This is a genomic window from Parasphingorhabdus sp. (genome assembly GCF_039977335.1).
In the GTDB taxonomy this organism is placed as follows: domain Bacteria; phylum Pseudomonadota; class Alphaproteobacteria; order Sphingomonadales; family Sphingomonadaceae; genus Parasphingorhabdus.
On sequence record NZ_JBDWDI010000001.1, the window covers coordinates 945,447 to 963,778 of the forward strand.

Genomic DNA, 18,332 nt, shown 5'->3' on the forward strand with positions numbered 1-18,332 from the left:
CAGCCGATATGCCGACAATCATGTCTCACGCAGCGGTTCCGATTGCCGGAGCGCTGTTGTTGGGTCGTAGTCGGTTGCCGGTTCCAGTGATCGCAACAGGCATTGTCTTTGCGATGCTGCCTGATGCGGATGTTATCGGCTTTGGCTTTGGGATTGACTATGCCGATAGCTGGGGTCATCGAGGCGCAAGCCATTCGCTTTTATTTGCGGCTATTGCTGCTTTGCTGGCGGTCGCGCTGATACGGCCGCAACGCTATGTCACCGCGGGCTTATTCCTGTTTGCCGCTATGGCTTCACACGGGTTGCTCGATACATTGACCAATGGGGGATTGGGCGCCGCCCTGTTCTGGCCATGGGACGAGACCCGCCATTTTGCACCCGCAACCCCGATTGCCGTATCGCCGATAGGTATATCGGATTTTATGTCGATGCGTGGCATGAAAGTGTTACAATCGGAAGCTATGTGGATCTGGACACCGCTGATTTTACTGGTTGGAATGATCCTCGGCTTAAAACAATGGAGAATGAGATGGTTACGGCAAAATGGAATGGCGCGATAATAGCTGAAAGCGACGATACTGTGATGGTGGAAGGCAATCATTATTTTCCGCGCGATGCCGTAATGGCGGATATTCTTACGAGTAGCGATAAAACCACTTTCTGTCCCTGGAAAGGGACAGCATCCTATCACACATTGATAGTTGATGGAGAGACCAACGCGGATGGGGCTTGGTATTATCCCGAGCCAAAGGATGCAGCCAGTGAGATTAAGGACCGGATCGCCTTTTGGAACGGTGTGGAAGTGTCGGATTGATGTTTGTCCGTGCTCTACTGACCCTATCATTGCTGGTTTTGGCCGGTGCTTGCAGTGCCCAAACAGAGGATGCCGAAATGGTCGTCAGGACAGCCCCAACATTGCATGGGGAATTACCCATAGTCATTGCGCATCGTGGATCCAGCGGAAATAGGGTCGAACATACGTTAGAGGCTTACCGCACTGGGATTAACTACGGCGCAGATTTCATCGAGCCTGATCTGGTGCTAACCAAGGATGGCATTCTGGTTGCCCGGCATGAAAATGAGATAAGCGGCACGACCGATGTCGCGGATAAACCAGAATTTGCCGATCGGAAAACGACAAAGATCATCGATGGCCAGGAATATAACGGCTGGTTTACTGAGGATTTTACGTTAGCTGAATTGAAGACATTACGAACCAAAGAAAGGCTGCCGGAGGTGCGGCCGGGAAATGCAGCTTGGGACGGACAGTGGGATATTCCGACCTTCGAAGAGGTGCTTCAACTGCTGAAAGAGCATGAAGCGAAAACGGGTGAACGCGTTGGCGTTTATCCTGAAACCAAGCATCCATCTTATTTCGCTTCTATTGGTCTGGCTCATGAAAAGCCGATGTTGGAATTGCTCGGAAAATATGGTTTTGATGGTGCGGACGATCCGGTATTTATCCAATCATTTGAAGTGGATAATTTGCAGAAACTGGCCAAGAAAACTAAAATCCGGCTGGTGCAATTGGTCGCCGATCAAGGTGGGCCGCCAGACCGGGGTGATTTGATATATGCAGATATGATCACGCCAACAGGATTGTCGGATATCGCCAAATATGCCAGCGGTTTGGGACCATCAAAATCGTTGATAATTGGCCGGGATGACCAAGGCCACCTCAAACAACCAACTAGCCTTGTCGCCGATGCTCATAAAGCAGGTCTTGTCGTACATCCGTGGACATTCCGCATCGAAAATGTCTTTCTGCCCACTGAGTTTCAGGGCGGTTATACAGCCTCTGCTATTGGCGATGTAAAGGCTGAGATGAAAGTCTATCTGGCGACTGGCATCGATGGACTATTCAGCGATAATCCGCGCGAAGCGACGATGGCGGTGGATCAGTTTGGAGCGGAATAATAGCGCCGGACAGTAACCGCATAGATGATCACCGATACGGCCATCAAGACGGTTCCGACTATGAACGGCGCACCCGGGAAGTAATATCCCTGCTTGTCTGCATAGGCACCAAATATGCCAGTCATCATGACCGGTCCGAATATTGATGTCAGGCTGATCATACTCGCTATGGCACCCTGTAACTCGCCCTGTGCATCCTCATCGATGCGTGTGCTCATCATTTGCTGCATAGCGGGAAAGGCAAAACCACTTGCTGCGCCAATCGCGATACCAAGATAGACAAACCCGCTCGATGGCGCAAAGGCGAAGCAGAGATAGGCCGGCATGCCGAACATGAGGCTGATCAAAGCAGTTCGTCTTTCTCCGAAACGAGATATAGCCGGACCGGTCAAAACCCCTTGGACGAGCGCCAGCAATATTCCGAAAAGTGCAACGCTGAGGCCAATCTGCAATTTGCTCCAGTCAAAACGTTCGATTAGCCAGTAAGCCCAAACCGCGATCTGGGCTTGCGCGGCCAGTTGCAGCACGAATATCGTAGACAGAAAACCAATGACCAGCGGCGTTTTGGACATTTGCATGATGCTACCCATTGGATTGGCGCGTGTTATCGAGAAACTTCTCCGCTTCTCAGGAGGCAATGTTTCTTTCAGGATCACGATGCCAATCACCGTGCCAATTAACGCCAATATTGATGCAGCAATAAATGGCAGGCGGTCTCCATATTCACCTAATACTCCGCCAAGGCCTGGCCCAATGACAAAGCCAAAAGCGCCTGCTCCTCCCAATATACCAAAAAATTTACCGCGTTCTTCCGGCTTTGCAACATCCGCCACACAGCTATTTGCCGCTGCCCAGCTCGCACCCATGATGCCGGAAATTATTCGGCCGATGAACAACCAGACAAGATCAGGCGCCCAAGCCATGATCGCATAGTCGAATCCCAGAAGAAACAATGTCGTCAGCAGGACGGGACGCCGACCGAAACGATCGCTCAAACCGCCGATCACCGGGGCAAACAGAAATTGCATCATCGCATAGGCGAATAACAACCATCCACCAATTTCGGCAGCGCGATCGATGGATGCACCAGTCAGATCGGTGATTAACGACGGCATGACCGGAAGTATCAAGCCAATGCCCATCATGTCGATAAACACAATGAACGCGACGAACAGCAATATGGACTGCGGCTTTCGGACCGATGTCATACAGAATTCCAATGAATTGGAGATAGAAATGTGAGGTTGAGTCGTGAGAGGCCTATTTGATGCCGCATTTTCCAATTAAACGCAACGCTAGCCTTATTGCTTTGTGGGAGTTATGTAATCCGTTATGTCTACAACATTCACACTCGACACTTCAACCAGCCGCGCTAATCCTACGCCAAAGCCTTTGAAAAGGTTGACCGTTCCGGCCATCCAGCGGCGTAAATTTGAAGGCAAAACGGAAGAGCCATTGGTGATGCTGACTGCCTATACGGCCCGCACCGCCCAATTGCTTGATGCGCATTGCGATATGCTGCTTGTGGGGGATTCTCTCGGTCAGGTCATATATGGTTTGCCTTCTACATTGCCGGTTACGCTGGATATGATGTGTAATCACGGGGCTGCGGTAGTGCGGGGCAGCTATCATAGTCTTGTGGTCGTCGATATGCCTTTTGGTTCCTATGAGAAATCTCCGGAACAAGCGTTTGAGTCGGCTAGCAGAATCATGGCTGAAACGGGATGTGCAGCGGTGAAACTGGAAGGTGGGCAGTCGATGGCCTCAACCATTTCTTTCCTATCGCAGCGCGGTATTCCTGTGATGGCGCACATCGGGCTAACGCCGCAGGCTGTTAATGCATTGGGTGGTTATGCTGCGCGAGGCCGTAGCCAGGAAGAGCATGAAAAGATTCTAGCGGATGCCAAAGCTGTGGCGGATGCTGGCGCTTTTGCAATGGTTGCTGAAGGGGTATTGGAACCCATCGCCATTTCTGTCACCAAGAGTGTAGATGTGCCGGTTATCGGTATTGGGGCATCGGCTCAATGCGATGGCCAAGTGCTGGTAACAGAAGACATGCTGGGTATGTTTGAACGCACAGCGCGATTTGTGAAGCGATACTATAATATTTCCGAAAATATTGAACAAGCCGTTACGAGTTATGCCGGTGAGGTTCGCAGCCGCAGTTTTCCGGGGCCAGAGCAGCTTTATCAACCAAAAAAATAGCGCTTTCATTCAACAAAAATAACTAACTGTTCAGCATCTGGAAATGGACGATATACTTGGACTTTTCAGATACGATCGGTAAAGGACAATCAATGAATCTTTGGGGCCAACATTCATGATCCCGAACACGTATATATTTTGAAGGAGGCCAGGTTGGCCAAAGACGATAAAGATACACCAGAAGAACAATCGGATCGGCAAGAACAGGTGTTCATGCGCGAGGTTGATGATGCTGTGCGTGAAGATGACATGAAAAATTTTGGGCGTCGTTATGGCGTCTGGATCGGATTAGCTATCGTTGTCGGTTTGGCATCACTGGCGGGGTGGATATTCTACAATAATAGCCTCGATGAAGAAGCCGGTGTCCGTAGTGAGGAATATGTTGCTGCTATTGACAGCGTGAAACGGAATAATCTGGATGGCGCTTCGACAGCGCTGGAATCGCTCGAAGGCGCCAATCAGAAGGGCTATCAGGCAGCAGCAAAGTTGATGCAAGCCAATATCGCATTGGAAAAGCAAGACGCGAAGGCTGCCATTGCAGGCTATCAGGCCATTGTTTCTGATACTGATCTGCCGCAACCTTTTCGGGATCTGGCTCTCATCCGCCAGACAACAGCAGAATTTGATACTTTGGAACCGCAAGAGGTCATTGATCGATTGAAGTCGCTCGCCGTACCTGGCAATTCCTGGTTCGGCAGTGCTGGTGAAATGGTTGCACTGTCTTATTTGAATTTGGATAAAGCAGATCTTGCCGGACCGCTATTTGCGCAGCTGGCAAAGGATGAGTCCGTTCCACCAACAATTCGTTCCCGCGCTTTGCAGATGGCGGGTGTACAAGGAATAGATGCCGTCGAACTCGACACTGACGGAGAAATAAATACTACCGCGACGGCTGCAGATGCACCTGCCTCAGCGGCTAGTGAGGGAGAATCAGAGGAATGATTTCGGTTAAAAATAAAGGTTTCGCGAAGATTTGTGCGGGCCTGATAACTGTCTCTATATTGTCTGGTTGCGCCGTATTGGGTGGCGGCGGCGATAATGAAAAAGCCACACCGACCTTAGGTAAGCGCACCAATATCCTGACCGGCGAAAGTGGCGCGGCGGTTGACCCCGCTCTTGCCGGTATTCAGGTTATTGTTCCTGCTCCCCGTGCAAATCCAGATTGGGCGCAATCCGGTGGCAATGCGGGTAAATCGGTTGGGCATGTTGCCTTGGGCTCGGCATCGACCCGGGTTTGGACAGCGGATATTAGCGGCACGACAAAACGCGAACGACTGGCTGCTGCTCCGGTTGTAGCCGGCGGACGGCTCTATGCGGTGGATACGCAGGCCACTGTACATGCTTTCGATGCGGCTACTGGCGCCAAAAGCTGGTCCACGCAAATAGAAGTACAAAGCGATGGCAAACCGTCGCGATTTGGCGGCGGTGTCAGCGCACAGGGTACAATGGTTTATGCCACCAATGGTGTGGGTGATGTTGTCGCGTTGAACGCAGCCGATGGCAGCCAGCTCTGGAAAGTGCGACCAGCAGGTCCATTGCGCGGCGCGCCGACAATTTCGAATGGCAATGTTTATGTCATGACTCAAGATAACCAGATTTATGCTTTGAGTCAGAGTGATGGATCAGTCCAATGGAATGAAGCAGGCACTGTCGGGCTTGCTGGTATTTTTGGCGTGGCTGCTCCCGCAGCAGCGCAAGGTACGGTCATTGCTGGCTATTCATCGGGCGAGCTCACCGCTTATCGCTATGAAAATGGCCGTAACCTGTGGAATGATGCTTTGGCACGGACCAGTATCTCAACATCGGTTGCAACTCTGTCGGACATTGATGCAGATCCAGTAATTGATCGTGGTCGTGTCTTTGCGCTCGGGCAGGGTGGCCGGATGGCTGCTTATGAGCTGGTTACAGGTCAGCGTATCTGGGAATTGAACATAGCCGGTATTGCAACGCCGGTTGTTGCTGGCGAGTGGGTTTTTGTTCTTACCGATGATGCGAAGTTGCTCTGTATTGCACGGCCCACTGGAAAAGTACGGTGGATCAGCCAACTGGCGGCTTTCCGCAATGAAGAGAAGAAGAAAAACCCGATCAATTGGACAGGACCAGTGCTTGCAGGAAATCGCTTGATAGTGGCGAGTACGGAAGGTGAAGTTGTATCTATTTCCCTTGCTGAAGGCAGCAGCACAACCCTGTTTGACGTCAAGCAAGGCGTGTCACTGCCACCAATTGTGGCGGGCGAGATGCTTTACGTATTGGATAATAGCGGCCGCATTTCTGCGTTCCGATAAGGTCATTAAGTAAGGAACGGGAATAGCCATATGCTGCCCAATATTGCAATTATCGGGCGGCCCAATGTTGGTAAGTCCACTCTGTTCAATCGGCTGGTCGGCAAGAAACTGGCGCTGGTGGATGATCGTCCCGGTGTGACCCGCGACCGGCGCGAAGGCGCGGCCAATCTGCTGGGTCTTGAATTCAACATTATCGACACGGCCGGTTATGAAGATGAGGATGCCAAAAGCCTTCCAGGTCGGATGCGTCATCAGACGGAAATGGCGGTTGCCGGAGCTGAACTGGCGCTGTTTGTAATCGATGGCCGGGCAGGCTTGACGCCGCTCGACGAAGAAATTGCACGATGGTTGCGGGGTTCCAAAACGCCGGTGGTTTTGCTTGTCAACAAAGCAGAAGGAAAGGCAGCGGAATCCGGTATATTGGAGAGTTATGCCCTTGGCTTTGGCGATCCGATAGCGCTGAGTGCAGAGCATGGTGATGGTATTGCTGATCTGTTTCAGGCTGTACGTCCCTATGTCGAGGCATTTGAGGCGGCGGCGCAGGACGAGCCAGTAGATGAGAGAGCTCCGCTTAAACTGGCGATTGTTGGTCGGCCCAATGCAGGTAAATCGACTCTGATCAACAAAATGCTTGATGAAGATCGTTTGATTACCGGTCCGGAAGCCGGCATTACACGTGACAGCATCGCGGTGGAATGGGTCTGGTATGATGAAGCGCTGACCGAGGATGAAAAGCTTGATGGCATCGAGCCCGATCGCAAAGTCCGGCTCATCGATACGGCGGGCATGCGCAAACGTGCCAAGGTGAATGACAAACTTGAAAAACTGTCAGTCGCCGATGCCAAACGCGCGATTGATTTTGCCGAAGTCGTTGTGTTGTTGCTTGATGCGACCAAGGGACTTGAGGCACAGGATTTGCGGATTGCGGATCAAACCATCCAGGAAGGGCGCTGCCTGGTCATTGCGATCAACAAATGGGATGTAGCAGAAGGGCCCAGTAAGCTGTTCAATGGGATCCGCGCTGCTCTGGATGATGGTCTCGCACAGGTCCGGGATGTTCCTCTGATTGCGGTTTCTGCCTTTACTGGTAAGGGCATTGACCAGCTGATGAAAGCAGCATTCAACACGCGGCGGGTTTGGTCGCAGCGCGTAGCTACCGGCAAATTGAATCGTTGGTTCGAAGATGCGATTGAAGATAATCCGCCACCAGCACCAGGTGGTAAACGGATCAAGCTCCGTTATATCACCCAGGCCAAAACCCGGCCGCCATCTTTTGTGATTTTTGGTACGCGGGTTGATGATCTCCCGGAAAGCTATCGCCGATATCTGATCAACGGCATAAGACGTCAACTCGGCTTCGGCGGTGTGCCGGTGCGTCTGATTATCCGGTCTCCGAAAAACCCTTATCACGAAAAAGATTGATCGCTTCGGTCATTCCATCAATTCCATTTGATAGTTAATTATTTTTCCACGCTGATAACCAAGTCTTTACAGTTTGGATTCTAAACTCTGCCCTAGGAATATGTTTTACTTGTTTCTCTTAGGGATATGATCTTTGACGCAGCTTGATAGCGAATTGATTGACTGGGCGGTCTATAGCGAAACACGATCTTCGCTGGGCCCCGATTTTGTCCGCATACTGGGTTATTTCCGCGAAGATGGTGCGCAATCGATCGTTAAGATCGAGGCAGGAATTCGTGCGAAGGACGCAACGCAAATCATCATGCCAGCGCACAAGCTAAAAGGTGAGTCGCTGCAATTTGGAGCCATCCGGTTGGCGGGTGTGGCCGAACTCATCGAGATGACAGCGCGCAAATGCGTTGAACATCAAGAAACTCCCGATGAGATAATCGAACAAGTGGTCGGCTTGCGGCCGCTATTTGACGAAACAATGCCGATATTGGAATATGAATCGAGTCCAGTGGTCCAGCGCCAGCCAATGGGCTTTGGGCGCCGGTCCTCCGGTCTTGGCAATCACGTCACCAATAGCTGATTGCCTTATTCAGCTGGTCCCGACTGTAGCTGGACATAATTTTCAATGCCCATACGCTCAATCATGTCGAACTGCTGTTCCAGCGTATCGACATGCTCTTCCTCGCTTTCGAGGATTTCTGCAAACAAGTCGCGTGTGACATAGTCACGTACTTTTTCGCAATGCTCGATACCATCTTTCAACGGCGGTAGCGCTTCATTCTCGAGAGCAAGATCAGCTTTCAGTATCTCTTCCACCGATTCGCCAATTTTCAAACGGCCAAGCAATTGGAAATTGGGCAAGCCGTCGAGGAATAATATCCGCTCGGCCAGCTTGTCGGCATGTTTCATCTCATCGATGGATTCTTCATATTCGAATTTGGCGAGCTTGCTGACGCCCCAATTGTCGAGCATCTTGCTGTGCAGAAAATATTGGTTGATCGCTGTCAGTTCATTTTTCAGCGCTTCATTCAGATAATCAATGACTTTTGCGTCACCTTTCATGGCGTAATCCTTTTAATGGGGGATAAGTTGCTGAAACCTATACACGAGCAGAACCTTGTAGGAAAGCTCTTGTTCCCAGAAAAAGTTAACTATTTCAATGATTTGATAAAGAGAATGCTAAGCGGTCGCAACTTCATTTTCGATAATGGTTCGCGCAAACGATAGGCACTGCCCGCATTTAGGCTTGCGTCCGAGTTGGGCATAGACCTCGCTCGGCTTGTCTGACCCGTTGCGCACGGCGGCACGCAGGTCTTTTTCCTTTATCGCATTACAGACACAAACAACCATTTGAGCTCCTTATGCGACTCGTATATAGCTAATGAGAATAGATCGCAATAGCAAATTAGTCGATTTTAGGTCAGCCGCTTATTTTCATAGGTTGCACCTCGCGCCGCGCCAAAGACCGCCAGAGCCATTCCAGTGGTCCGTAGCGGAAACGCATGAGCCATGGTTTGGACCAGAGTAGCATTGTCGTCCACGTGCTGAGCACGAATAATATCATTTCGGCTCGTCCGATTGTTCCGAAAAGCCCGAGGCCCCAGCCATAGAAGATGAAGGCCATCACGATACTGGTCCCAAGATAGTTGGAGAAAGCAACACGGCCCGCCGCCGCAACGCGGTGGAGCAGGGGATGATGCGCAAAACGCTGGATCAGCAAAATTAAGATGGAGACATATCCTGCCGCCATCAACAGACGAGGCAAGCTCGACCAAGCCTGTGTGATATTCATCATCAGGATGATTTCAAAACCTCCGCTGGCTGCTAGCCAGGCAAAGGCACTAAATATGATGCCGCCGATCAGAGTGCCCCAGACGGCTAAGCGGCGATAGAGATCGGGATTCCCTTGACCAAGCAGGAAGCCAGACTTGTAAAGGCCCATGCCGATCATCATCAGTGGAATAGTTTCTAGGGGCCCCAAAATCAGGTTTTTGAATGGATCGAACACTTGATTGGTAAGTTTGTCGGTTAGCAACTGGACGAATGATCCACGATATAGAGCGCTTTCCGTTGCAAGCTGTTCTTTGGAAGTTCCTAATCCCTCCATCATCAATGCAAATTCATCGATAATTTCTTGGCTGGCACCCGGCTGTGCCGCCTCGCTCTGTAAAATGAACATGGTCCCCATACCGATGATGAGCAAAACGGAACTGATTATGTAAATCAATACACCGCGCTTGATCAGGTTCTCGGCAGACCAACTGCGGAATAAATATACGGCTGCACCCGATGCAGCATAGAGAAACAATATGTCTCCCCACCACAACAGATAGAAATGGGCGAGCCCGAATATCGCGAGCCAGAACATACGCGAAAAATGGACCTTTGCTGGTGATTGACCGGTCGCGCTTGCGCGTTCAATCACCAGCATCATGCTGGCACCAAAGAGCAAAGAGAATATCGCCCGCATCTTACCATCGAACAAGATGAAGGAGGCCATCCAGGATGCGATATCAGAAACGCTGCCCGATGTGCTGATACTGGGGCTGATATAGGCCATTTCCGGAAAGCCAAAAACGGTTATATTGACCCACAATATCCCCATAACCGCAAAACCGCGCAGCGCATCAAGGGAGATATGTCGGGTTTGCGTGGTCGTAGCGTTCATCAACAGATCCTAGCTGTACTATAGGTGCAATACAGGCTGTTAGAGCCAGCTTGCGATGGCGTCTAGCGGTTTCTTAATCGTGGCATGGACCGGGATGGTTGCATCAGGAGCCGGCTTTCCGACGACGAGCACCATCATCGGTTTTTCATTGGCAGGCCGATCGCACAGCTCGTTGAGAAATTTCATCGGATTGGGTGTGTGGGTTAAGGTAGCGAGCCCAGCATCATGTAGCGCGGTGATCAACATGCCGGTGGCAATGCCGACGCTCTCGTTAACATAATAATTCTGCTTCATCTCGCCGGGTAACATGCCGCCCTTGCGCTGACCGAATATGACAATCAGATAAGGCGCGGTTTCGAGAAACGGCTTGTCCGCATCCGTGCCGAGCGGACCCAACGCTTCGAGCCATTCGTCACTGGCCTTGTTGTCATAAAATTCTCGTTCTTCTGTCTCTGCTGCTTCGCGCAGCGCCTTCTTTTTGTTGGCGGATTCGATGACTGCAAAATGCCAAGGCTGATGATTTGCCCCATTGGGCGCTGTGCCAGCGGCCAGCAAGGCGTTTTCGATGACGGCGCGCGGTATCGGTTCATCGATAAAATAGCGGCAGGTGCGGCGCACTTTTAACGCATCATAAAAGGCTTTCGATCGCGCGACCCTCTCGTCATCAGAGTAATTGGGAAGCTGGGTATAGGGCAGGGTGTCATGCGGCTTCATCGTGGTTTCCTTGGCGCTTGTCATATTTAGGGCACCAAATGAGGCGCGTAATTCAACTTCAAAGTTCACACAAATCACACGCGCCTTTGGCTGGTTGTCGGCGAGCGGTTTATGTGATCTCTCGATCAAATGCATAGCTATCGAGCAACATGTAGGGAAGCAAATATCTACTATTGACATTGATGTTAGTAATAGATATCAATGACCTCATAGCAAACAATCAAGTGATTCCTTTATGACCACCTCTCCCCAAGTGATTTCCCCGGCGGATATGCCTCTCCTCAATACAGACCATGTCACACCAGTGATCCGTCCGATAAAGGCTTTCCGTCATTTCCGAAAATTGATTGCGGATAAGGAAGATACAGCGGAAGTGTTCCACATTATCGAGGCGCTCGCGGGGAAAGCCTTTATCCGCAATGCCAAGCGCTTTCTTAAAACTCCGCATGCGCAGGATTTGATGGAGCGTAATGTCGATCTGCCAACCATGCTCGATGATCACGACAAGTTGCGCAAGCTTCCAGCCGATAGCTTAGGGCAGTCTTATGTGCGGTTTATGGAAAAAGAAGGCCTGACCGCCGCTGGTCTGGTGGCCGAATTTGATCGTTATGGATCTGACTATCAGAAGCGCAATGATGTCACGGAATGGTTTGGCGACCGGATGCGGGACACGCATGATTTGCTGCATGTTCTGACAGGCTATGGCCGTGATGCATTGGGTGAGCAATGTGTGCTTGGCTTTACCTATGGTCAAAACCCCAATCTCGGGATTTTGTTCATTGCCTATGCGGGGGCACTGGAAATGAAGAAACAGTCTCCGTCCAATGCTCCGGTTCTGAGGGCTGTTCGTGAAGGGCAACGGCTTGGCAAGGCAGCCAAGCGTCTCGCTTATTATGATATCGAGAAAATACTCGCTATGCCGCTCGATGAAGCGCGTGCGTTTTTGAATATCGGTGAGCCGGTATATTATAAGCAGGCTCATGCCGCCTATGAGGCGCAAGGGATTGATCCCTACAATCTGTTGGGCCAACCAGCTTAGAAGTACAAGAAGCGCTACTGTGCAGCTTGGATTTTTCTGACGAGAACATCATAGCCTGTGATGGAGCGATCGATTTCGCTCTTTGCGCTGGACAAATTTTGTGACGACTGCTCCACTTTTTGCTCCAGCTGGCTAGCACGCGGCCTTATTTGCGGATTGGAGCGTGACCACATCTTGAGATCAGACAGCGTTTGATCGACTGCCTCCTGTGCAGCTGCCACTTCAGTTCTTGCCGCTTCTGCCTGATCACGCATCTCTTTGGCTTGTAATTCAACCTCAACGCCAAATGCGCTGAAGCGGCCAATATTTGTTTTGCCGAGCTGTTCTCCAAACTGGATTGGGAAAAACAGGAAAAAAATAACTATGCCCAAAACGAACAAGTCGCGGATCAACACAAGCGCATTCTTACAAATCTCTGTCCAATGTAGCTCCGTCATGCCGCTGTCCTGATATTGAGAAAACCGTCAGCATTCTTGCTATACGCTATTTCATCGCAGTTCTTTGCGAATTGTCAGTTTTAGGCCAGACCAGATTGTGTCGACTGCGCAGACTTTGATATCGACAAAGCCCATAGGCAAGCAGACGCTGCGGATCGTATCTTCGGTAATATCGGTTTCCACTTTCGACGCCTTTTTCGGCCAGCTGACCCAAACTTGACCAGCCGGATTGATCAATGTCCGAAGCGCGGTCAGATGTTGCTCCAACACCGCGCGTTCTTTGACAAAAATATGGGCAGCATTGAGCCCCTGAATGGGCGCGTCATGCTCTTGAAAAGTCAATCCATAGGAATCAATCTCGGAGCGGACGCTTTTTGGCATCCCATCAAACCACACCTGCATGCCGTCTTTCAGGGTCAGTTTTTTCGCAAGCGGCGTACCCGAATAGCCGGCATTTTGTTTGGTGTTCATGGAATATGGGTATCATTTAAAGGGCTTTACGTCATCTTTCGGAATTGTGACTGCCCATATCTGGCAGAAAACCCCCATTGCGATTATCCGTCGTTTCAGCGATAAACCAACCGGGTCGTCCAAAATTTCAAGCCTTGAATTCAAAAATGAATCGTCAGGTGCGAAGGAGGACAATGTCATGAAAATGCGATTTGGACTGGTTCTGGTCAGTGCTGTGCTCCTGTCGAGCTGCGCCGAACATCGGCTGGTGGTAGAGCGACCTAATCCCGACGGCGAGCATGCGATTGTTAATAGCAAGGCCTATCTGCTGCCAAAGGGTCAGCCGCGCAATGTTGCCGATTGTCAAACGAACTTGATAGACGAAGTACGCGTAAAAACGAATTTCGGTCAGTCATTGATTACTGTGCTGACGCTGGGCTTCTATCAGCCGGCTACCATCGAATATTTCTGTGCCAAAGTGCCTTCGGATGAAGGCAGCACCGACGAATAGTCCGCGACACTTATGTAGATGGGAGAGATATGATGCCCCCCAATCAGATTCAGGTGAACAATAATATTGAATGGGTGAACCATCACTTCAATATCAAGGTACCGATCGCAAAGCGGCTGAGGGTTCACAATGAGAATCCGACGCGCGCGACCATGTCGGGGATGCGCGCCACCGCGGTGCGGTTGCAAGGGATTATTGCTGATGCGCTGGCGGCTGGAGCGCAAATCCGCGCTTGTGGATCGCGATGGTCGTTTTCGGATATTCCGGTCGTCAAGGATGGTTGGGTTGTCGAAACCGCCAATCTCGACTGGACGTTTAATGTCGGTGCTACCGATGTTGATCTGGCGAGTGCGACGTCGCGGGATGATCTTTATCTGGTTCAGTGCGGCACGAATATTTCGAAAATAAACGAGCGGTTGGAAACCAAGACGCGTCGTCGCGCGTTGCGGACGTCCGGCGCGAGCAATGGCCAGACAATCGCTGGCGCCATCGGGACCGGCGTGCATGGTTCGGCTATCGATGTTGGTGCTATGGAGAGCGAAGTCGCAGGTATCCAGCTTCTCACGGCCACGCAAAATCTGTGGATCGAACCCGCCAGAGCACCGGTGATGACCGCCAATTTTGCGGCTAAGCTTGGCGCAACACTAGTGCGCGATGATGCAAAGTTTGATGCGGCCATTGTCAGTCTAGGCGCGCTTGGCATTGTCCATTCGGTCATGCTGCGCGGAACGGGCCGCTATTTGCTCAATTCGTCGCTGCTCCATATTCCCTTTGGCCAGTTGCAGGGCGCGCTCAACATGCTCGACTTTAGGGGCTCCGGATTGCCGGATCAGACCCGCAGGCCCTATTTCTTTCAGGTGATCCTTGATCCCAGTAAAATGGATATTGGCTATACGACGGTGCGCTACAAGGAATTGTGCCCGCCCGGATATAACGCCGATTATAATCTGAAGTCCGAAGCGGAGCCGGGCACCGATCTGCCGCGCCTGATTGCCTCGGCGATAAAGATGTTTCCCGACTTACGAGATACGGCGACTAGTTTGCTGATCCAAAGCGAGTTGAAAGTGCGCGCCGACCGACCGCATGAATGGCGACTGCCCGGCGAGACATATAGTTTTACCAGCGCAAGAGAGGGGATTGCGAGTTCCGGGTTTGCTGTCCCGATTGCACAGGTCACGAGAGCATTGGAAATCATGCGTCAGGCGTTTCTGGTCCATAAGAACGCGCCGGTTGTTTTTACCTGCCGCTACGCGCAAAAATCACCGGGTATCCTGTCGTTTAATCGCTATGATCCTAGCTGCGTTATCGACATTGACGGCATCGATACACCAGCGACGCGCAAGTTGATTACGTTGGCCGGTCAGCGGCTGGAGGCAGCGGGCATGCCGTTCACCCAGCATTGGGGCAAGATGCATGATCTCACCAAGGCGCGTGTGCAGCGCGGCTATGGCGGCAGCGTGGATCGCTGGAATCAGGTGCGCAAATTGCTGCTGCCCGATGCAGCAGAGCGTGATGCGTTTTCCTCGCCTTTTCTGGATAGCGTTGGGTTGAACGCCTGAGAGGCTAGTCTTTCATCCAGTCGCGGAAGAAACTGTCGCTGGCTTCGCGGAGGTCGGCGAGAGGGATATTGTTCTTCTGCGAATTACCAATCCAGAGACTATTCCCTCCGGTCGTTCCTCGATAGTTGCAAGATATTCCGACTTCTATCGCCATTGTTTTTAGCTGCTTCGATTGTGCGTCGTTAGCTGTGATAACATAACAACCTTGAGTTTCGCTAAAATATACCTGAGTTTCACTAACAGTCTCTTCTTCGAGATCAGCACCCAAGTTTCCTGCCAAGCACATCTCAGTTACCGCAACCAAAAATCCGCCGTCAGAAACATCATGAACCGCACTTACAAGTCCTTGATTTATGAGTGACTTCACAAAGTTTCCGGTTTGTAGTTCTGATTCAAGGTTTATGGAAGGTGGCGAACCGGTCTCATGGCCGTGTATTTCTCGGAGCCATAAAGATTGCCCAAGGTCTAAAGTGTGGTGACCAAGAATAAATATATTCTCCCCTTCCGCCTTAAACCCAACCGTCATCATTGTATCAAGATCATCAATCAGTCCGACGGCGCCAATAGCCGGCGTCGGCAGAATCGCATGGCTCACACCATCTGCACCAGTCGTCTCATTATACAGGCTCACATTGCCCGATACGATCGGCATGTCGAGTGCCTCACAGGCTTCCGCCATGCCTTCGATACAGCCGACAAATTGCGCCATGATATGCGGTTTTTCGGGATTGCCGAAATTCATGCAATCGGTTGTCGCCAGTGGTTTTGCGCCGACTGCGGTGAGGTTGCGATAAGCTTCGGCAATCGCTTGCTTGCCGCCTTCAACCGGATCGGCTTTGCAATATCGCGGGGTGCAGTCGGTGGTGATAGCGAGGCCTTTATTGGTGCCGTGGACACGGACAACGGCTGCATCTCCGCCAGAGCGTTGCGCTGTATCTGCGCCGACCTGGCTGTCATATTGCTCCCAGATCCAGCGGCGGGAGGCGAGGGCGGGGCTTGCCATCATCTTGAGCAGGTCTGCGCCAATATCAGTGCTTTCGGGAATATCGCCGAGCGGTTTGGTCGCGACATGCGCCTTATATTCTTCCTGGGTCAGATGCGGCCGGTCATAAAGCGGGGCATCATCAGCGAGCGGGCCTAGCGGAATATCGCAAACCGTCTCGCCTTTATGCGTCAAAACCATGCGGCGAGTGTCGGTCACTTCGCCAATGACGGCAAAGTCCAATTCCCATTTCGTAAAAATCGCCTCGGCCATTTCTTCGCGGCCGGGTTTCAGGACCATCAGCATGCGTTCCTGACTTTCGGACAGCATCATCTCATAGGCAGTCATCTCGGTTTCCCGGCATGGTACCTTGTCCATGTCGAGAATGATGCCGACTTCGCCATTGGTTGCCATTTCGACACTGGAGCTCGTTAGGCCAGCCGCGCCCATATCCTGAATGGCGACAATCGCGTCAGACGCCATCAGTTCCAGACAGGCCTCGATGAGCAGCTTCTCGGTAAACGGATCGCCAACCTGCACGGTGGGGCGCTTTTCATCACTGTCGTCATCAAATTCCGCGCTGGCCATGGTTGCGCCATGAATGCCGTCGCGGCCGGTTTTCGAACCGACATAGACAATCGGGTTGCCAACACCGCTGGCCGCAGAATAGAAAATCTTATCTGCATCCGCCACGCCAACGGTCATCGCGTTGACAATGATATTGCCGTCATAGGCTTCATGGAAATTGGTTTCGCCACCAACCGTGGGTACGCCAACACAATTTCCATAACCGCCAATACCCGCAACCACGCCTTTGACGAGATGCTTCATCTTCGGATGCTCAGGGCGTCCAAAACGAAGCGCGTTCAAATTCGCCACAGGCCGCGCGCCCATCGTGAACACGTCCCGCAATATGCCGCCAACACCAGTTGCTGCGCCCTGATAGGGCTCAATATAAGACGGATGGTTGTGGCTCTCCATCTTGAAAATCGCTGCCTGACCGTCGCCAATGTCGATAACCCCAGCATTTTCACCAGGACCACAAATGACCTGTGGTCCAGTTGTTGGTAGTTTTTTCAAATGCAGGCGCGAGCTTTTGTAAGAGCAATGCTCGGACCACATGACTGAAAATATGCCTAGTTCCGTAATATTCGGTTCGCGCTCTAGCGCGTTTAGGATGCGCTGATACTCCTCTTCATTGAGGCCATGTTCGGCGACAATTTCAGGGGTGATTTTGGTGGCGGTGCGCGATGATATCTGTGTCATGGAAACCCTTTAACGAGCCGTCCCGATTCCGCCTAGTGTGAATTATCAGTTTTGCAGGACCCATTGCATTCTGCGAAGGACTATGGTTTCATATTGAAACTGAAAAACCGTTCGATGGCTGGAATATCAATATGGAAAAAGTGGTTTTAGTCATTGGGGCAGGCGATGCCATCGGCAGTGCAATCATGCGGGCTTTTGCGGATAAAGACTATGTGGTCTGCGGTGCACGTCGTGGCGGAGAAAAGCTCGATCCATTGGTTGAAGAGTTGCGAAGCGCCGGGAAGCAAGCACATGGATTTTCATGCGATGCTCGCAAGGAAGAGCAAGTTGAGGCGTTGTTCGCCAAAATCGAAGCTGATATCGGGCCACTGGATTGCGTGATATTCAACGTAGGGGCAAATGTTCCAATGACTATTCTCGATACAGATACGCGGAAATTCTCGAAAATCTGGGAAATGGCAACCTTTGCCGGGTTCCTTGCGGGACGCGAAGCCGCTCGTGTGATGACCAAACGTGGGCATGGTTCTATCATCTTCACTGGCGCAACAGCTTCGATGCGAGGCGCCGCAGGTTTTGGAGCTTTTTCAAGCGCTAAGGGTGCCTTACGCAATATGGTGCAAAGCCTTGCCCGCGAAATGGGTCCAAAAAATATCCATGTTGCGCATGTCGTGATTGATGCTGCGGTGGATACGGACTGGATCAAAGGGATGCTACCTGATTATGAAGAGCGCAAAGCCAATGACGGCGTTGTGAACCCCGATGATCTGGCACAAAATTACGTGATGTTGCATGAACAACCACGCAGCGCATGGACGTTCGAAATGGATGTCCGGCCGTGGAATGAAAAATGGTGAATCTAATGTTCCCATGCAAAGGGCAATGAAAA

Annotated in this window: 20 protein-coding genes; 12 read left to right on the forward strand and 8 right to left on the reverse strand. The window is 51.4% G+C overall.

Translation table 11 applies throughout. From position 1 onward, the window contains the following. The first annotated feature begins 20 nt into the window (after nt 1-20). The 3 genes from ABJM21_RS04490 to ABJM21_RS04500 are packed head-to-tail and all read left to right on the forward strand — an operon-like array spanning nt 21 to nt 1,917. A complete protein-coding gene (locus ABJM21_RS04490) occupies nt 21-560 on the forward strand; it encodes a metal-dependent hydrolase (RefSeq protein WP_348300178.1) in 540 nt (179 codons plus the stop codon). Continuing rightward, the gene (locus ABJM21_RS04495; protein ID WP_348300177.1) at nt 530-814 is read left to right on the forward strand and encodes a DUF427 domain-containing protein; all 285 of its coding nucleotides are present in this window, start codon (nt 530-532) and stop codon (nt 812-814) included. Before ABJM21_RS04490 ends, ABJM21_RS04495 begins: the two co-directional genes overlap by 31 nt. Further along, on the forward strand, nt 814-1,917 hold the full coding sequence (locus tag ABJM21_RS04500; RefSeq protein ID WP_348300176.1) for a glycerophosphodiester phosphodiesterase: 1,104 nt from the start codon (nt 814-816) through the stop codon (nt 1,915-1,917). The genes ABJM21_RS04495 and ABJM21_RS04500 overlap by 1 nt, the downstream gene beginning before the upstream one ends. Here ABJM21_RS04500 and ABJM21_RS04505 read toward each other — a convergent pair. Continuing rightward, a complete protein-coding gene (locus ABJM21_RS04505; RefSeq protein ID WP_348300175.1) occupies nt 1,899-3,125 on the reverse strand; it encodes a TCR/Tet family MFS transporter in 1,227 nt (408 codons plus the stop codon). The genes ABJM21_RS04500 and ABJM21_RS04505 overlap by 19 nt on opposite strands. Nucleotides 3,126-3,249: 124 nt before the next feature. Here ABJM21_RS04505 and panB point away from each other — a divergent pair, with 124 nt between their 5' ends. The 5 genes from panB (at nt 3,250) to ABJM21_RS04530 (ending at nt 8,400) form a co-directional block, all read left to right on the forward strand. Further along, nucleotides 3,250-4,122 (forward strand): 3-methyl-2-oxobutanoate hydroxymethyltransferase, encoded by an 873-nt coding sequence (gene panB, locus ABJM21_RS04510; protein ID WP_348300174.1) that lies wholly within the window; start codon nt 3,250-3,252, stop codon nt 4,120-4,122. A gap of 153 nt (nt 4,123-4,275) precedes the next feature. Next, entirely contained in the window at nt 4,276-5,064 is a 789-nt protein-coding gene (locus ABJM21_RS04515) for a tetratricopeptide repeat protein (RefSeq protein ID WP_348300173.1), read from the forward strand. Continuing rightward, nucleotides 5,061-6,407: a PQQ-binding-like beta-propeller repeat protein gene (locus ABJM21_RS04520; protein ID WP_348300172.1), complete on the forward strand. Its 1,347-nt coding sequence runs from the start codon at nt 5,061-5,063 to the stop codon at nt 6,405-6,407. Before ABJM21_RS04515 ends, ABJM21_RS04520 begins: the two co-directional genes overlap by 4 nt. A 30-nt stretch (nt 6,408-6,437) precedes the next feature. Next, nucleotides 6,438-7,829, forward strand: a complete 1,392-nt coding sequence (gene der, locus ABJM21_RS04525) for a ribosome biogenesis GTPase Der (protein WP_348300171.1) — start codon at nt 6,438-6,440, stop codon at nt 7,827-7,829. 133 nt (nt 7,830-7,962) lie between these two features. Continuing rightward, the gene (locus tag ABJM21_RS04530; protein ID WP_348300170.1) at nt 7,963-8,400 is read left to right on the forward strand and encodes an Hpt domain-containing protein; all 438 of its coding nucleotides are present in this window, start codon (nt 7,963-7,965) and stop codon (nt 8,398-8,400) included. A 5-nt stretch (nt 8,401-8,405) separates the two neighbouring features. Here the strand turns inward: ABJM21_RS04530 and bfr are convergent, their stop codons facing one another. From bfr to ABJM21_RS04550, 4 genes are all read right to left on the reverse strand, one after another. Next, nucleotides 8,406-8,882: a bacterioferritin gene (bfr, locus tag ABJM21_RS04535; RefSeq protein ID WP_348300169.1), complete on the reverse strand. Its 477-nt coding sequence runs from the start codon at nt 8,880-8,882 to the stop codon at nt 8,406-8,408. 117 nt (nt 8,883-8,999) lie between these two features. Beyond that, a complete protein-coding gene (locus tag ABJM21_RS04540; RefSeq protein ID WP_348300168.1) occupies nt 9,000-9,170 on the reverse strand; it encodes a (2Fe-2S)-binding protein in 171 nt (56 codons plus the stop codon). A 70-nt stretch (nt 9,171-9,240) separates the two neighbouring features. After that, the gene (locus ABJM21_RS04545) at nt 9,241-10,488 is read right to left on the reverse strand and encodes a DUF418 domain-containing protein (RefSeq protein ID WP_348300167.1); all 1,248 of its coding nucleotides are present in this window, start codon (nt 10,486-10,488) and stop codon (nt 9,241-9,243) included. A gap of 39 nt (nt 10,489-10,527) precedes the next feature. Further along, nucleotides 10,528-11,202, reverse strand: coding sequence for a nitroreductase family protein (locus ABJM21_RS04550; RefSeq protein ID WP_348300166.1), 675 nt, complete (start codon nt 11,200-11,202; stop codon nt 10,528-10,530). 235 nt (nt 11,203-11,437) lie between these two features. Here ABJM21_RS04550 and ABJM21_RS04555 point away from each other — a divergent pair, with 235 nt between their 5' ends. Further along, nucleotides 11,438-12,241: a Coq4 family protein gene (locus ABJM21_RS04555; protein ID WP_348300165.1), complete on the forward strand. Its 804-nt coding sequence runs from the start codon at nt 11,438-11,440 to the stop codon at nt 12,239-12,241. 14 nt (nt 12,242-12,255) lie between these two features. Here ABJM21_RS04555 and ABJM21_RS04560 read toward each other — a convergent pair whose 3' ends face one another. Continuing rightward, nucleotides 12,256-12,678 carry a hypothetical protein gene (locus tag ABJM21_RS04560; protein WP_348300164.1) on the reverse strand — a complete coding sequence of 141 codons (423 nt, stop codon included), beginning with the start codon at nt 12,676-12,678 and terminating at the stop codon, nt 12,256-12,258. A 51-nt stretch (nt 12,679-12,729) separates the two neighbouring features. Continuing rightward, nucleotides 12,730-13,149, reverse strand: coding sequence for a hypothetical protein (locus ABJM21_RS04565; protein WP_348300163.1), 420 nt, complete (start codon nt 13,147-13,149; stop codon nt 12,730-12,732). A 178-nt stretch (nt 13,150-13,327) separates the two neighbouring features. On the opposite strand from ABJM21_RS04565, the gene ABJM21_RS04570 reads away from it, so the two are divergent. Then, nucleotides 13,328-13,639, forward strand: a complete 312-nt coding sequence (locus ABJM21_RS04570) for a hypothetical protein (RefSeq protein ID WP_348300162.1) — start codon at nt 13,328-13,330, stop codon at nt 13,637-13,639. Nucleotides 13,640-13,668: 29 nt separating this feature from the next. Then, nucleotides 13,669-15,198: a hypothetical protein gene (locus ABJM21_RS04575; RefSeq protein WP_348300161.1), complete on the forward strand. Its 1,530-nt coding sequence runs from the start codon at nt 13,669-13,671 to the stop codon at nt 15,196-15,198. 4 nt (nt 15,199-15,202) lie between these two features. On the opposite strand, the gene purL is transcribed toward ABJM21_RS04575, so the two are convergent. Continuing rightward, the gene (gene purL / locus ABJM21_RS04580; RefSeq protein ID WP_348300160.1) at nt 15,203-17,446 is read right to left on the reverse strand and encodes a phosphoribosylformylglycinamidine synthase subunit PurL; all 2,244 of its coding nucleotides are present in this window, start codon (nt 17,444-17,446) and stop codon (nt 15,203-15,205) included. Nucleotides 17,447-17,577: 131 nt separating this feature from the next. On the opposite strand from purL, the gene ABJM21_RS04585 reads away from it, so the two are divergent. Then, entirely contained in the window at nt 17,578-18,300 is a 723-nt protein-coding gene (locus ABJM21_RS04585) for an SDR family oxidoreductase (RefSeq protein WP_348300159.1), read from the forward strand. Nucleotides 18,301-18,332: the final 32 nt, after the last annotated feature.